Annotated in this window: 12 protein-coding genes; 6 read left to right on the plus strand and 6 right to left on the minus strand. The window is 67.6% G+C overall.

Going from position 1 to position 16,044, the window contains the following annotated elements; genetic code table 11:
* Positions 1-37: 37 nt before the first annotated feature.
* Both A5782_RS15895 and A5782_RS15900 read right to left on the minus strand, forming a co-directional pair.
* Positions 38-1,531 carry a multicopper oxidase family protein gene (locus A5782_RS15895; protein ID WP_067101918.1) on the minus strand — a complete coding sequence of 498 codons (1,494 nt, stop codon included), beginning with the start codon at positions 1,529-1,531 and terminating at the stop codon, positions 38-40.
* A complete protein-coding gene (locus A5782_RS15900; RefSeq protein ID WP_067101922.1) occupies positions 1,528-2,271 on the minus strand; it encodes a metalloregulator ArsR/SmtB family transcription factor in 744 nt (247 codons plus the stop codon). The genes A5782_RS15895 and A5782_RS15900 overlap by 4 nt, the downstream gene beginning before the upstream one ends.
* A 93-nt stretch (positions 2,272-2,364) precedes the next feature.
* Here A5782_RS15900 and A5782_RS15905 point away from each other — a divergent pair, with 93 nt between their 5' ends.
* The 6 genes from A5782_RS15905 to A5782_RS15930 all read left to right on the plus strand — a co-directional run bounded on the left by A5782_RS15905 (position 2,365) and on the right by A5782_RS15930 (position 9,146).
* Complete coding sequence (locus tag A5782_RS15905; protein WP_067101925.1) at positions 2,365-3,663, plus strand: APC family permease; 1,299 nt, start codon at positions 2,365-2,367, stop codon at positions 3,661-3,663.
* 93 nt (positions 3,664-3,756) lie between these two features.
* The gene (locus A5782_RS15910; protein ID WP_067101928.1) at positions 3,757-4,254 is read left to right on the plus strand and encodes a flavin reductase family protein; all 498 of its coding nucleotides are present in this window, start codon (positions 3,757-3,759) and stop codon (positions 4,252-4,254) included.
* A gap of 2 nt (positions 4,255-4,256) precedes the next feature.
* Positions 4,257-4,970, plus strand: coding sequence for a pyrimidine reductase family protein (locus tag A5782_RS15915; RefSeq protein ID WP_067101931.1), 714 nt, complete (start codon positions 4,257-4,259; stop codon positions 4,968-4,970).
* 179 nt (positions 4,971-5,149) lie between these two features.
* Entirely contained in the window at positions 5,150-5,491 is a 342-nt protein-coding gene (locus A5782_RS15920) for a hypothetical protein (protein ID WP_067101993.1), read from the plus strand.
* 174 nt (positions 5,492-5,665) lie between these two features.
* Positions 5,666-7,468, plus strand: a complete 1,803-nt coding sequence (locus A5782_RS15925) for a serine/threonine protein kinase PknE (protein ID WP_067101934.1) — start codon at positions 5,666-5,668, stop codon at positions 7,466-7,468.
* Between the two features lie 139 nt (positions 7,469-7,607).
* A complete protein-coding gene (locus A5782_RS15930) occupies positions 7,608-9,146 on the plus strand; it encodes a serine/threonine-protein kinase (protein ID WP_067101939.1) in 1,539 nt (512 codons plus the stop codon).
* Between the two features lie 11 nt (positions 9,147-9,157).
* Here A5782_RS15930 and A5782_RS15935 read toward each other — a convergent pair whose 3' ends face one another.
* From A5782_RS15935 to A5782_RS15950, 4 genes are all read right to left on the minus strand, one after another.
* Positions 9,158-10,642 (minus strand): MFS transporter, encoded by a 1,485-nt coding sequence (locus A5782_RS15935; RefSeq protein ID WP_067101943.1) that lies wholly within the window; start codon positions 10,640-10,642, stop codon positions 9,158-9,160.
* A 92-nt stretch (positions 10,643-10,734) separates the two neighbouring features.
* Entirely contained in the window at positions 10,735-12,525 is a 1,791-nt protein-coding gene (gene ngg / locus A5782_RS15940; RefSeq protein WP_067101947.1) for an N-acetylglutaminylglutamine synthetase, read from the minus strand.
* Positions 12,522-14,327 (minus strand): N-acetylglutaminylglutamine amidotransferase, encoded by a 1,806-nt coding sequence (locus tag A5782_RS15945; protein WP_067101996.1) that lies wholly within the window; start codon positions 14,325-14,327, stop codon positions 12,522-12,524. Before A5782_RS15945 ends, ngg begins: the two co-directional genes overlap by 4 nt.
* Before the next feature lie 156 nt (positions 14,328-14,483).
* Positions 14,484-16,044: thioesterase domain-containing protein (locus A5782_RS15950; RefSeq protein ID WP_156623971.1), on the minus strand; the 1,561-nt coding region annotated here is incomplete at its 5' end.

Below are 16,044 nucleotides of genomic sequence, written 5' to 3' on the forward strand. Positions count from 1 at the left end.
CTGAGCTCGCGTGAGATTGATTCGACGTCTTCGGCGATCAGGCGCTGTTGAGCAGCACCATGAGCCCGTAATCCATGTGGATTTGTTGATGGCAATGCAGCAGCGAGAGGCCGGCCTGGTCGGCCACGAAATCGATCTCCATGCTTTGGTAGCCGCCGAGCATGGCGACGTCCTTGCGCACGCCAGCGGTCGGCGTGCCGGCGAATCGGGTGATTTCGAAGGTGTGCCGGTGTAAATGCATGGGGTGCAGGTCGTCGCTGGCGTTGCGGTAACGCAGCCGGTAGCGCTTGCCACGCTCGATGTCGAGCACGGGTTTGTTGGTGTCCATTGCAAAAGGTGCGCCGTTGATCGTCCAGACGTTGAAGCCGTTGTCGGCGGCGTTGCGTTTCTCGATCAACATCTCGATCGTGTGATCGGGCGGTGGAACGCTCGCCGGCAGGGGTGTGCCGAACAGCCGGTAATCCCACGTGACCGGCGCGGGCCCCACCCATTGCGGATCCCCAACGCGCCCGGCGTATTCGACGACCACCCCCATTCCTCGGCCGCGGTCATCGTCGGACACATCGCCCATCACCCAGACACCCGGATTGGTCATGTCGACCAGGGCAGAGATCCGTTCGCCCGCGCCGAGCCATAGCACCGGCACCGCTGCCCGCGTAGGTACCGGGTTGCCGTCCAGCGCGATGACGGTGAAGGCATGGCCGGGCAGGGCCAAACTGCGGGTTTCGGTAGCGCTACCGTTGAGGACGTGCACCAGTACCCGCTGACCGGTTGCCACGCGCAGGGGGTCGCCGTGGCCGAGCATGCGCCCGTTGATGGCAAACGCCCCGTAACCCACCTCGTTGCCGGGTGACTCACCTCTACCCAGCGAGGCCGCCATTGCCGACTCGCCCTTCTCCTTGAGATTCCGATCCTGGTCACCGGCCAGGAAGTCGCTGGCCATGTCACCGCCGCGGCTGAATGTGGGCTCAAATTCCTTGAGCGTCAAGAAGATTTCCTGGTCATAGGAGCCGGGGTCGTGTTTGGGTTCGATGTAGACCGGTCCGACCAATCCGCTGTATTGGCCGCGGGACAGGTCGGCGCGCGGGACGACGTGGGTGTGATAGAAGCGGAAGCCCGCCGGGCCGGGGACAAAGGAAATTCTTCGCATGCCATGTGCGGGTATGTAAGGTGTTCCCTCTTCGGCGGCGCCGTCAACGTCGGCCTCCAGATGCTGCCCGTGCCAATGCAATTGCTCGGGGGAATCGGTGTCGTTGAAGACGTCCACCCAGGTGCGCCGACCCTCGGTGAGCCGCAGCAGCGGGCCCGGAAATTGGCCGTTGTAGGTCAGAGTGGACACGATCCGGCCCGGGGCCAATTCGACGGTCCCGGTACCGATCCGCAGTGTGTAATCGGCCTTTCCGTTGGGTGGGCCGGTTGGCGCGGGCCGCGAACACCCGGCCACCGCCCAGGCGCCGGCGTCTCCCGTCGCGGCCATCACCGCGATACCGCCCCATTTGCAGAAGTCGCGCCGGTTGACCGCCACGATCACCGCCGACGAGTGCCGACGCCGAGAAGCGGTATGAAGAAGTCGATGCGGCTGCTCAATTCGCTTGCCACGCGGCGGAATTCCGGGTATCCCGCGCCGGCCGCAGACGGGTCAGGCAGGCTCCAGTGGGCCGTGGTGGTCAGATCGTGCTCGCGCGCATGTTCGCGGACCTTGTCGCACAACGTGATCACGCTGTCGAAGCGCCGCCGGGCGACGGCGGCCAGCGGTTGGGGCCGGATGTCGCTGATGTCGACGTCGTACTCGTCGCGCATGACTCGGATGGCGTCGGCGTGGAGATGGGGTCTGGGGTGACTGCCCGCGCTTGTCGTGCGAATGGCGCCCCGGCCCCGCTTGTGTAGCAGCGCCGCGGCCATTGGCGAGCGCGCGCTGTTACCGGTGCACAAGAACAGCACCGACCGCGGTGCCGGCTTGGTGGGACGTGCCGGCGCCAGTGCCGGATGCAGTGCGGCGGCGGCCTCGCCGAATGCCGCGGCGCATTGCATCAGGTTCAACCGGTAATAGCTGTCGCGGCCATCGAAATTACTGCGGCGCGCATCGACGAGTCCGGCCGAACGCAGAAGTCGCAAATGGTATGAGACGAGGTTCTGCGGCTCGCCAAGGGCGGCAGCAAGTTCCCGCACCCGGTGGTCCCCGGATGCCAGCTCGCTCAGCAACGCCCACCGCAGCGGATGTGACGCCATCTGCATCAGCGGTGGGACGACCGCTCGATTGACTGCCGCCATAGTTCCGCACAATACATCAAATCAATTTGATAGGTTAGGCGCTGTCAAAGCAACGTCGGTTGCGTTCCGTTCTCAGCGTTTTCAGGAGACCCAGTGTCCGGAAGCACTCCGGCGAACACACCGTCGGCCGACCACGAATTGCGCCGGAGCCTCGGGGTTTTCGACGCGGTAGTGATCGGGCTGGGGTCGATGATCGGTGCCGGGATTTTCGCTGCACTGGGACCCGCAGCCGGCGCCGCCGGCTCGGGACTGCTGCTGGGCCTGGCGTTGGCAGCGGTGGTGGCCTTCTGCAACGCCACGTCTTCCGCGCGGCTGGCGGCGCGCTACCCCGCGTCAGGCGGCACCTATGTCTATGGCCGAAAACGGTTGGGAGACTTCTGGGGATACCTGGCCGGATGGGGCTTTGTCGTCGGCAAGACCGCGTCGTGCGCGGCGATGGCGTTGACCGTCGGGTTCTATGCCTGGCCGGCGCAGGCGCATGCGGTGGCCGTCGCGGCGGTGGTCGCGCTGACCGCGGTGAACTATGCCGGCGTGCAGAAGTCGGCCTGGCTGACCCGCGTCATCGTCGCCACGGTGCTGGCCGTGCTGGCCGCGGTGATCGTCGCCGCGTTCACCTCGACAACCGCCGGCACCGATCAGCTGCGCCCGGTCGGCGCGACCATCGGCGGCGTGGTGCAGGCCGCGGGTCTGCTGTTTTTCGCCTTCGCCGGCTACGCGCGCATCGCGACCCTGGGCGAGGAGGTACGCGACCCGTCGCGCACCATTCCACGCGCGATACCCCTGGCGCTGACCATCACCCTGGCCGTTTATGCCCTGGTGGCGGTGGCCGCGCTCTCGGTGCTGGGGTCGAGCCGGCTGGCCGAGACCGCCGCCCCGCTGGTCGACACGGCCCGCGCGGCAGGAACGGGCTGGTTGGTCCCCGTCGTCCAGGTGGGCGCGGTGGTCGCGGCGCTGGGCTCCCTGCTCGCGCTGATCCTGGGCGTCTCGCGCACCACATTGGCCATGGCACGGGACCGCCACCTCCCACCCGCGCTGGCCGCGGTGCACCCGCGGTTCCGGGTGTCCCACCGCGCCGAGCTACTGATCGGCGTCGTCGTCGCGATCCTGGCCGCCACCACCGACCTTCGCGACGCCATCGGGTTTTCGTCGTTCGCCGTGCTGATCTACTACGCCATCGCCAACGCCTCCGCCGTCACCCTCGGGCCCGATGAGGGCCGCCCACACCGGGCCATTCCGCTGATCGGGCTGCTCGGCTGCGTGATGCTGGCTGTCGCGATGCCGCTGTGGTCGGTGCTGTCCGGTGTGGCGGTGCTGGCCATCGGCGTTGCCGCCTATCTGATTCGGCGTTTCATCGCCTCGATGATGTTGCGGCGCAATGCAAATCCGTCGTGACGTCGGCGCGCACCGCGGCAGGCGAGCCAACACCGCCACCGAGCAAATCGCGGCAACGCGATTCCCGGGAGGCGGGACGGGGAAGACTGAGGGATGGCAAACCCGGGAACCGAAGCGTTCGAGAAGCTAGTGGCGCTGCTGAACTATCCGATGTTCGTGGTCACTACGCAGGCCAACGGCACCCCCGCAGGGTGCCTGGTCGGTTTCGCCAGCCAGACCAGCATCCACCCGCCCCGATTTCTGGTCGGCCTGTCTCAGCGCAACCACACCTTCCGGATCGCCCACGACGCCTCCCACCTGGCCGTACACGTGTTCGACCACGAACACCTCGACGTGGTGGAGCTCTTCGGCAGTCAGACCAGCGACGAGGTCAACAAGTTCGACCGCTGTTCCTGGCACCGTGGCCCCGAACAGATGCCCATCCTCGACGACGCAGCCGCATGGTTCGTCGGCGAGGTCCTGGACCGTTTCACCCTGGGCGACCATGTCGGGCACCTGCTGGCGCCGGTCGACGGCAGACCGCCAACCGAACTGGAAAGTTGGGTGTCATTCGGCGACGTGCGACAGCTGCAGCCCGGCCACGAGGCCTAGGCGTGACCGAGTCGCCCCGGATCAGCGCCATCCCCAGCATCGTCGAACTCGCACCTTTCTACGCCGATCCGCCGGATGGCGTGCGCGCCAACATGATCTTCAGCGCCGACGGTGCCGCCGCGTTCGGCGGTCGCGCGGGTCCGCTGTCATGCCCTACCGATCAGCGGCTTTTGCGAATCCTGCGCGGCCTCGCCGACGTCGTGCTGGTCGGTGCCGGCACCGCGCGCGCCGAAAACTATGGCCCGGTAGCGCTCAGCGATGCGGCGCGGGCCAGACGACACCACGAAGGGCGAGCCGAACCACCGCCGATCGCCGTCGTGAGCCGCAGCGGTGAACTACCGGCCCGGCTGTTCAGCAAGCCGGACCAGCCGCCGATCCTGGTGACCTGCGCGCGAACCGCGGCGCGGCATGACCTTGGCGACCGGCAACACATCCTGGTCGCCGGAGAAGACTCGGTCGACGTCTCCCGCGCGGTCGCGATGCTGCGTGAGCACGGCATGCACCGCATCCTGTGCGAGGGCGGACCGACACTGCTCGACGAGCTGGTGGAAGCCGACGCCGTCACCGAGATCTGCGTGACGCTTGCCCCCAAACTGGCGGCCAGCCAACCAGTGGGCCACCGGCTGCACCCGGCGCGGCTGCCCACACCGGTCACCATGAGCCTCGAGCACGCGTTGGTCTGCGACGGCTATCTGTTTTTGAGATATCTCCGCTGAGCCCGGCCACACCTCGCCGGAATGCGGAGGTACGAAAGCGCTCGGCATGCAGCCGACGACAGCTCTTCCTATGATGAAAATGCCCGGTTTGAACGCTGAGCGGATCGCTTCCCGCGACACCCCTTCAATTGATCGCTATCCAGTTTCTCGAGTGCCCACAGAAAAGGATCACCGGCCAGGTGAGCAGTTCAGACGACGACCACGACTACCGTAATCTGGCGGTGAACCGACTGCGTCCCAGTGAAATTCACTGGGCGCTGAACCACGATGCGGTGCACGGAATCGCGTACGCGTTCAAGAACCCTGTCGCGGTTGCCGGGTCCATCGAGGATCCCGACGACGACCGAAAGACCTACCTGGTGCGGGTCAAGCGCGACGACCTGGCCAATGCGCTGGAAAAAATCAACGAATGGATCTTCGACAATCCCGGTCCGGCCGGGATGCAGGCGTACGGTTTCGTTCGTGCGCTGTCCCGAGAGGGGCTCACCGAACGCGCCACCGGTGACGACGACAACCGTTAATCGCGCGCCGTCGAATTAGCTGGCTTTCGCTATTCACCGTGCCGCGCGGTCGCGGAAACCTTAGCCTTATGCCTGCATGCCACCGCATACGCGGATTCGGTGCAGTCGCTGGCCGGGTGCGCGAGGCCGCCAGTTGTCGGTTGCGGCGCACGGCTGGCGGGTGAGGAGTCTTCGATGGGTGACGCGACCGCCGATTCGCGGGAGGGTACGCAATTCGGGCCGTATCAGCTGCGGCGGCTGATCGGCCGCGGCGGCATGGGGGACGTCTACGAGGCCGAGGACACGGTGCGCGAGCGCATCGTGGCCCTGAAACTGATGTCGCAGACCCTGTCCAACGATCCCGTCTTCCGCTCGCGGATGCAGCGCGAGGCCCGCACCGCCGGGCGGCTACACGAACCGCACGTCGTGCCGATCCACGACTTCGGCGAGATCGACGGCCAGCTCTACGTGGACATGCGGCTGATCGACGGCAAAGACCTGGCCGGCATGCTGAAGCGCTACGGACCCATATCCCCGCCGCGGGCGATAGCGATTGTCCGCCAAATTGGTTCGGCACTCGACGCCGCCCACGCGGCCGGGATCCTGCATCGAGACGTGAAGCCGGAGAACATTTTGGTGAGTGCCGACGACTTCGCGTACCTGGTCGATTTCGGCATCGCCAGCGCCACATCCGACGAGAAACTCACGCAATTCGGCACCACCGTGGGCACCGCCAAATACATGGCCCCGGAGCGGTTCGGCGACTCCGAAATAACCCAGAAGGCCGACATCTACGCTCTTGCCTGCGTGCTGTATGAGTGCCTGACCGGCTCCCCGCCCTACACGGGAGACCAGCTCAGCGTGATGGGCGCACACGTACACCAGCCGATCCCGCGTCCGAGCGCGACGCGGCCCAGCATCCCCGCCGCCTTCGACGGCGTGATCGCCCGCGGCATGGCGAAGGATCCCGCGGATCGCTACCTCACCTGCGGTGACCTGTCGGCGGCCGCCTATGGGGCGCTGGCGGCACCGGACCAAGACCGGGCCACCGACATCTTGGAGCGCAGCCAAATGGCAACGCCACCGGCCGCATTCGCCGCCCAGCCGGTCGGCGGCTTTGCGTCCGGGCCGCCCGCCCCGGTGTCGCAACCTCCCCCGGTCAGCGCCTGGCCCGCGCCCTTGGCCGGGCAGCCGCTGACTTCCGGCGCACCGGGGCTGCAGCCCACGGCGTGGGGCGGCCCTCCGGTCTGGACGAATGCCGGTGGCGCCACACCGCCCTGGGGTCAGCCGCCGCGTGCCAGCCGCAAGCCGTGGCTCTGGGTCGGTGTCGCCGCCACCGTCACGGTGGTTCTCATCGGGGTGATCCTCGTCGCCGTCCGCCCCTGGGAACCGAAGCCCGGGCCGGCGTCGGCCCCGCCTGCGCCACCGCCGGATGCCGTCGCGCTGCGGGTCCTCGACGACGGCGTGTTCGTGGGCAGTTCGGCGGCCCAGACCACGATCGACATTTTCAACGAGCCCATCTGCCCGCCGTGCGGCAGCTTCATCAGGTCGAACGCCACCGACATCGACGCCGCGGTGAACAACAAGAAGCTCGCCGTGCGCTACCACCTGCTCAACTTCCTCGACGACAAATCGCACAGCCAGGACTACTCCACTCGCGCGGTGGCGGCCACCTACTGCGTCGCCGGGCAGAACGACCCCAAGCTCTACGCCGATTTCTATTCGAACCTGTTCGCCAGCAACTTTCAGCCGCAAGAGGGCGCCGCCGAAGACCGCACCGATGGCGAGCTCGCCCAATTGGCCAAGACGGTCGGCGCCGGCGCCGGCGCCGTCACCTGCATCAAATCCGGCGATGACGTCGGCACGGCCAAGGTTAAAGCGGCGAACGGCTACTCGTCGCTGTCGGGAGACAACGCCAACTCCACACCGTTCGTGTGGGACGGCAGCACGGCCGTGAACTACCAGAATCCGGCGTGGCTGACGAAACTCACCGGATAGTGAAGCGGCCCAACCGGGGCCGCACGCCCGGGCGAGCCGCGGTCGGCGCGCAGGGGGATGTTGTACTTTTCCTGCGGTGCGATCGGTGGGGCCGAACCGCCGCTCTTGCCGTGGCGTTGTGAGTTGATTGGAGTCAGCGATGAGCGACGCGCAGGGGTCGCGGTCGGGGACGATGTTCGGTCCGTACCGCCTGAAGCGCCTGCTCGGCCGCGGCGGAATGGGCGAGGTCTACGAAGCCGAGCACACCGTCAAACAGTGGACCGTCGCGCTGAAGCTGATGTCACACACGTTCAGCCAGGATCCGGTGTTCCGCAAGCGAATGGAGCGTGAGGCCCGCATCACCGGCAGGCTGCTGGAGCCGCACGTGGTGCCGATCCACGACTACGGCGAAATCGACGGCCAACTGTATTTGGAGATGCGCCTCATCGAGGGTGTCGATCTGGACAGCCTGCTCGAACGGGAGGGGCCGCTGCCCGCGCCGCGGGCGGTGGCCATCATCCATCAGGTCGCGTCGGCCCTGGACGCCGCCCACACCGCCGGGGTGACGCATCGAGACGTCAAACCGCAGAATATCCTCATCACCGGTGACGACTTCGCCTATCTGGTCGACTTCGGGATTGCCAGCGCCAAGACCGACGAGAAACTGACCCAGCTGGGCACCGCGGTGGGAACGTTGAAATACATGGCGCCCGAACGCTTTTCGAGTGACGAGGTGACTTCCCGCGCGGACGTGTACGCGCTGGCCTGCGTGCTCTACGAATGCCTGACCGGGGCGCCGCCGTATGGCGCCGACAGCACCGGCATGCTGGTCACCGCGCACATGATGCAGCCCATCCCCAAGCCCAGCGTGCATGGCGCCGGCGTGAGCCCGGCGTTCGACGCGGTGATCGCGGCGGGAATGGCCAAGGACCCCACCGAGCGCTACGCCACCGCCGGTGCCCTGGCGGCTGCCGCGCACAAGGCATTGAGCAGCCCCGAGCGCGAGCGCGCCGAGACGATCCTGCAGCGCAGCGACACCTCGGGCGAGCTGAACGCCCTTCTCCTGCCGCCCGGGGCCGACGTCGCGATCAGCCCACCCGGGCGGCCGCGGCGCAGCCGTACCCGCTGGCCGATGGTGGCCGCCGCGGCCGTCGTCGCCGTCGCGATCGGGGCCGTCGGCGTGTGGCTGGTGCTCACACCGACCAGCCAGAGGCAGCACCGGGTCAGTTCGGGGAAGACCGCGCCGCCGTCCGCCGCCGCCCCCAGCGGCGACCAGGCTCGGCTGATCAGCCTGCTCCCGCCGGGCTACCTGCCCGGCACCTGCACGCCGGCCACTCCCGAGTCGGGCAGCATCTGGGTGACCGCGGCGGCCATGGTGACCTGCGGACAGAACACCCAGCCCGGCGGCCCGGCCCGGGCCACCTACGCGCTGTTTCCCACGCCCGACCGGCTGAAGCGGGCCTTCAACGACGACATCGGCAACGTCAGCCTGGTGAACTGCCCCGGCGAGGGACGCTCACCCGTCAGCTGGCACTACGACGAGACCCCCAACGACATGGCCGGCCTGATCGCGTGCGGCACCTACAACAACCACCCGAACGTGATCTGGTCCAACGACGCCAGACTCATGCTCAGCGACGTCACCGGGGACCCGGCCACCGTCGAAGACTTGCACACGTGGTGGGACGCGTACGGCTGATCTAGTTCGGCTCAATCTGTCGCCGGTGCCGAATCTTCTTGGCTCTCAGCTTCTTCCACGGTCAACGGCAACGCCAGCTCCTCCAGCGGGCGCTGCTCGGCGGCGATGCCCAGCCACAGTTCGACCAGGCCGGCCGCCGCCATCACGGCCGCCCCGATGAGGAATGACCAGACGACCTCGGTGCGCATGCCCGAGTTGATCAGCTGACCGAACAGCAGCGGGCCGGTGATACCGCCGATCGCCGTGCCCATCGCGTAGAAGAAGGCGATCGCCAGCGCCCTGGTCTCCATCGGGAAGATCTCGCTGACCGTCAGGTAGGCCGCGCTGGCGCCGGCCGACGCCAGGAAGAAGGCGACGATCAGCACGCCGATGAAGGCCCAGACACCACCGGCCTGGGTCAGGAACACCAGCGCCAGGGCCACCACCGCGACACCGGAACCGATGTACGTCAGCGTGATCATCGGTTTGCGGCCGACGGTGTCGAACAGGTGCCCGAGAATCAGCGGGCCGGCGAAGTTGCTCAACGCCCACAGCACGAAGAACACCGGCACCATGCCCGACGGCACGGCGTAGAACTGGCTGAGCAGCGTGCCGAGGTTGAACGTGACGCCGTTGTAGAGGAACGCCTGCCCGATGAACAGGGCCAGCCCGAGGACCGCGCGCCGGGGATAGAGCTTGAACGCCACGGCGGCGATCTCCCGGAACGAAATCGCCGTGCGCTGACGGATCCGCAGCGCCTTGCCCTGCGGTTCGGGCAGGGGTCGGCCGGTCTCGCGCTGGACCGCCTCTTCGATCTCGCCGACGATCTGCTCCGCCTCGTCGTCACGGCCGTGGATGAACAACCAGCGCGGGCTCTCGGGGACGTTGCGCCGGACGAGGAGTACGAAAATGCCGAGGATGGCGCCGATGCCGAAGGCGAGCCGCCAGCCGATGTTGGGCGGGAAGTTCGACGTGTTCAGCAGGATCAGCGCGCCGCCGGCGCCGGCGGCCGAACCCAGCCAATAGGTTCCGTTGATCACCAGGTCGACGCGACCACGCACGCGGGCAGGGATCAACTCGTCGATGGCCGAATTGATGGCGGCGTATTCGCCCCCGATGCCCGAGCCGGTGAAGAAACGGGTGAGGAAGAAATACCACGGGGCGAACGCGAACGCGGTCGCGACGGTGGCCACCAAATAGATTGCGAGGGTGAGGATGAACAGGTTTCGCCGGCCGAAGCGGTCGGTCAGGTGGCCGAAGAACAGCGCCCCCGAACACGCGCCCGCGATGTAAATCGCCGCGGCCATTCCGATCTGCGCGGGGTTCAGCGCGATGCCGCTGTTGTGCTCCATGAGCCGGGCCGACACGTTGCCCACCATCGTGACCTCGAGCCCGTCGAGCACCCACACCCCACCCAGGCCGACCACGACGCGCCAGTGAAACCGCGACCACGGCAGCCGGTCCAGCCGCGCCGGCACATGCGTCGAAATCGTTTTGGTTTGCGCGCTCGCACTCATGCAGTCTCCGTTCTGGGTTGACAGAGATTTACCCACCCGCGCCCGTCGCTAGCCCTCAGCCGGGCATCGAACCGGCGCCGCACCGGCCGGCGTCAGCCGCGATCGGAGCGGGACTCCTCGGGAGTCCAGGCCTGCGGCTGGCCGGGATGACCGGGAAAGAGGAAGTCGATGAACGCCGCGGCGGTGGGCTGGGGTTCGTGGTTGGCCAGCCCCGGGCGCTCGTTGGCTTCGATGAACGCGTAGTCGGCGCCCGTGACGTCGGGCACCAACAGATCGATGCCGGTCACCGGGATGCCGATCGCCTCGGCCGCGGTCACCGCGACGCGACAGAGTTCGGAGTTGACCTGAGCGGTGACGTCGTGGATGGTGCCGCCCTGATGCAGGTTGGCGGTGCGGCGGACGCGCAGCCGGGTTCCCTGCGGCAGCACGTCGTCCAGCTTCCAGCCGGCTTCGGCGACGGTCGACTCGGTCAGGTCGTCGAGCGGGATGCGGGACTCTCCACCGGTGGCCGCCGAGCGCCGCCGGCTTTCGGCCGCGATCAGGTCCCGCACGCTGTGCTCCCCCGTGCCGATGATCTCGGGAGGCATCCGCAGCGCGGCGGCGACGACGCGGCCGTCGATCACCACCAGCCGAAGGTCGTCGCCGGTCACCCGCTGCTCGATCAGCACGTCCGGGTATTGCTGGCGGGCGCGCGCCAGGGCGGAGCTGAGATCGTCGGGACCGTTGTCCGGGACAACCCCGACGGTGATGCCCCTGCCCTGCTCGCCACGGGTCGGTTTGACGACGACCTCGCCGACCTCCTTGAGAAACGCGAAATCGCTCTCGTCGAAGGTGGCCAGCCGTGCCCGCGGCACGGTGATGCCGGCCTCGGAGACCAGACGCCGCGTCCGTCGCTTGTCGTCGCAGCGGCACATGGCCACCGCCGAGGTGTATTCGGACAGCGATTCACGGGTGATGACGCTGCGGCCGCCGTGGGTCAGGCGCATCTCTCCGGTCTCGGCGTCGAGCACCTCGACCCAGATCCCGCGGCGCAGCGCCTCGTCGGCGATGATCCGGGCGTAGGGATTGAGGTCGTCGACCGTCTCGGGCGGGGGGCTGAACAGCGGCTCGTTGATCGCGTTCTTGCGCTTGATCGCCAGCACCGGGACGCGACGGAAACCCAGCTTCTCGTAGAGGCCGATGGCGGCGGCGTTGTCATGCGCCACCGACAGATCCATGTAGGCCCGGCCCGCGCTGCGGAAGTGCTCGGCCAGCGCCTTGGTGAGTGCGCCGCCGACACCGGGCAGGCCGGCGGCCGGATCGACCGCCAGGGTCCACAGGCTCGACCCTTCTTCCGGGTCGTTGAACAACAACTCGTGATCGACGCCGGTGACGGTGCCGACCACGGCGCCGTCCTCGTCGCGCACCGCGAGCAGATACTTCACCGCCGGCACGTGCTGGTGGTTGTCCCAGATAACGTCGACCCCGGCCGGGACCATGCCGCAGCGCACGTAGACGCGGTTCATGGCGTCGGCATCGATCGGGTCGTTGAGCGTGCGCACCGTCACGCCCAGCGGAGCCGGCGTCAGGTTCTTCGTCTGCGGGGTGAAACGCAGCCGGTAGGTGTGGCTGGGGTCGATGAAAAGTTCGGTGGGCGCCTCGGAGACCACCACGTGCGATTCGCGGGCGTAGATGCAGATGTCGCGGCGCCCGGGACCTTCGCGCCGCAGCGCCTCGACCAGTTCCTGGGAATTGGCGAAGGTCTGCCCGAAAATCAGCCGACCCCAACCCAATTCGAGCTCGACATCCTTGGCCATCGCGTCGACCAGCTCTTGCGGCGAGGCGTCGTGCAGACCGAGCGTGATCGCCTCGGTGTGGTCGCCGGACGGATCGACCATGGTCATGCAACCGGGCCGGTGACACCGTGACGCTGCAACCAGAGCTCGAGCAGCGCGATCTGCCAGAGCTCGTTGCCGCGCAGCGGGGTCAGCTTGCCGTTGGGGTTGGCCAGCAGCGCGTCGACCGCGTCGGTGTTGAACAGGCCGCGTTCCTTGGCGGTGGGCGCGTAGAGAGCGTCGCGGACCATCTCGAGGTAGGGGCCTTCCAGGTGCGTCAACGCCGGGACCGGGAAATAGCCCTTGGGTCGGTCGATGACCTCCGAGGGAATCACCCGTCGCGCAGCCTGCTTCAGGACGCCCTTGCCTTGGTGGGCGATCTTGAGTTCCGGCGGGCAGGTCGCGGCCAGCTCGACCAACTCGTGGTCGAGGAACGGAACCCGGCCCTCGAGGCCCCACGCCATCGTCATGTTGTCGACCCGCTTCACCGGGTCGTCGATCAGCATCACCGTCGTGTCGAGGCGTAGCGCCCGGTCGATGCCGGTTTCGGCACCGGCCTGCGCGAAGTGCTCGGTGACGAACCGCAGGCTGGGGTCCCCAGGCGCCACGATGCCCGATCCGACCAGCGCCTGCACCCCGGCCGCGTCGCGGTCGAAGAAGGCGCCGCGGTATCGGGCGACGGCACCGTCCAGGGTGGCCGCGGCGGGGTCGCCCATCGGCGGATACCAGTGGTAGCCGGCGAACACCTCGTCGGCGCCCTGGCCCGACTGCACGACCTTCACGTGCCGCGCGACTTCCTGGCTGAGCAGGTAGAAAGCGACGCAGTCATGGCTCACCATCGGCTCACTCATCGCGCCGATGGCCCCGTCCAGCGCGGGCAGCATCCGGTCGGTCTCGATGCGGATCTGGTGGTGGTCGGTCTCGAAGCGCTGCGCCACGATGTCGGAGTACTGGAACTCGTCGCCCTTGACGCCACCCGCCGACTCGAAGCCGATGGAGAAGGTCGCCAATCCGTGCTGGCCGGCTTCGGCGAGCAAACCCACGATCAGGCTGGAATCCACGCCCCCGGACAACAGACAACCGACCGGCACGTCGGCGACCAGGCGGCGCTTGACCGCCAAGCGCAGCGTGGACAGCACGGCGTCTTCCCAGTCGCGCTCCGACCAATCCGCGCGCTCCTCATGCCGGGTGAAGTCCGGCGCCCAGTAGGTGGTGACGGTGCGCTTGCCGTCCGGTTCGATGGCCACCAGCGAGGCGGGCGGCACCTTGCGAACGCCCCGCAGGATGGTGTTCGGCGCGGGCACCACCGAGTGGAAGCTCATGTAGTGGTGCAGGGCGACCGGGTCGATCCGGGTGTCCACGCCACCGCCGGCGAGCAGCGCCGGCAACGTCGACGCGAACCGGATCCGGTGGCTGTCCTCGGTCAGATACAGCGGCTTGATGCCCAGCCGGTCCCGCCCGAGCAGCACCCGCCCGCTGTCGCGTTCGACGATGGCGAAGGCGAACATGCCGAACAGATGGCTGACGAAGTCGTCGCCCCACCGGTGGTAGGCCTTGATCAGAACTTCGGTGTCGCTGTGCGAGAAGAAGCGGTAGCCGTACCCGCGCAGTTCCTCTCGCAACTCCTTGTAGTTGTAGATGCAGCCGTTCCAGGCCAGCGACAGACCCAGCTCCGAGTCGACCATCGGCTGGGCGCCGGCTTCCGTCAGGTCAATGATCTTGAGGCGACGATGGCCAAGCGCAACCCGGCCCTGTGACCAGGCGCCGCCCGTATCCGGGCCCCGTGGTGTCAGCACCGCGGCCATCGCTGAGACCGCCGCTACATCGGGCGCCTGCCCGTCGAGTCGTACCTCCCCGGTGACTCCGCACACGCCTTCGACCCTACCGTTGCCCGAATCGAAGCGCGCGTGAGCTCCGCCAAAAGCGCTGCAACGGCGCACGTACGGCGGCGATCCACGCATGGTGATCACCGCGATCGGCGGATGTGTGAACTGGATCGCACCATCGCAACGCACCGGCGAGATCGCTCATGACTTGGCGGGCGGCTCGTCGTCACCGGACGCCGCGTTGAATCGTTCGTGCGGGGCCAGTTCGCGACGACGCTCCGCGCGGACCAGATGCCGGAGCTGTTCCCCGAACTTCTCAACCGAGTTGACGGTCAGCATCTCGTTGTGCGTGCAGTCGACCCCGTAGGTGAGCACGTCGCCCGAGGCATAGGGCTCCCAGGATCGGACCAGCAGCGAACCGCGATCGCTTTGGTCCCGCACCGCGGAGAAGACGTACATGTCACCGTCGAACAGCCGCGGTTCGTGCAGCCGGTAGAGCTCGATGTTGTCATTGAGGTTTCCGGCCAGCAGATCGACGAGCCGCTGGTGCCGCGAGATGTCCGCGATCCCCGATTCGCGCAGGAGTTCCGCCAGTTGCTCATCGGTCGGCGGACCGGTCTGCGCGTCGATGCTGACGTTGTAGGCCCGCAGCACATCGTCGAGCACTTGCTGCTCGCCCAGCGCGTGCTCGGGCAGGGCGATGCCGTCGTCGATGCTGGGTTGAGCGTCGAGGAGGATCAGGCGCCCGATCACGCGGCCGCGGCGCTGCAGCTCGATGGCGATCTCGTGGGCGACTACCCCGCCGAACGACCAGCCCAGGATGTTGTAGGGCCCGTCTGGATAGACGCCTTGGATCCGGTCGGCGTAGTCCTCGGCCAATTCGCGGATGGACCGCGGCGCGGCTTCATCGGACTGTGGGATTTGCTGGATGCCGAAGATCGCGCAGTCGAGATACCGCCCGAGAACCTGATACGGCCAACTCACCCCGCCCGCCGGGTGGATGCAGAACAGTGGTATGCCGGAACCCTTCCTCAGGGTCTGTACCGGCACCACCTCGTCGGCATCGGTTGCCTCGGCCTGCAGCCGCTCACCCAATCCCCGGACGGTCGGCGCGTCGAAAAGGGTGCGTACTGCCAGGTCAACGCCCATCCTGGCGTTGATCGCGGCGACCACACGCATCGCCGAGATGCTGTCACCGCCCAGATCGAAGAAGGAGTCGTCGGCCCCCACCCGCTCGGCGCCGAGCACGTGGGCATAGATGGCCGCCACGGTCTCCTCGGTGGCGGTGGACGGCGCCCGGTATCCGCTGCCGGTGTACTGCGCCGCTGGCAGGGCGCGGACGTCGAGTTTGCCGTTGGGTGTCAACGGGAGCGCGTCGAGCGCGACCACCGCGGCGGGAACCATGTAGCCCGGCAACCGCTCGGCCAGGGCGGTGCGCGCCTCACCCGGGTCGGCGGTCCCGGTGATGTAGCCCACCAGGCGCTTGACACCGGGACGGTCCTCGCGGGCGATCACCACCGCCTGATCGACATCATCGAGTGCGGCCAGCGCCGCCTGGACCTCGCCGAGTTCGATGCGATAGCCGCGAATCTTGACCTGCTCATCGGCACGGCCCAGATAACGCAGCTGCCCATCGCCACCCCAACACACCAGATCCCCGGTCCGATACATCCGCGATCCCGGACCCCCGAACGGACACGCCACAAACCGCGACGCCGTCAACCCCGCCCTGTCTCTTATACACATCTCCGAGCCCACGAAT

The sequence above is a fragment of the Mycobacterium sp. 852002-40037_SCH5390672 genome, from assembly GCF_001665875.1.
GTDB lineage: Bacteria > Actinomycetota > Actinomycetes > Mycobacteriales > Mycobacteriaceae > Mycobacterium.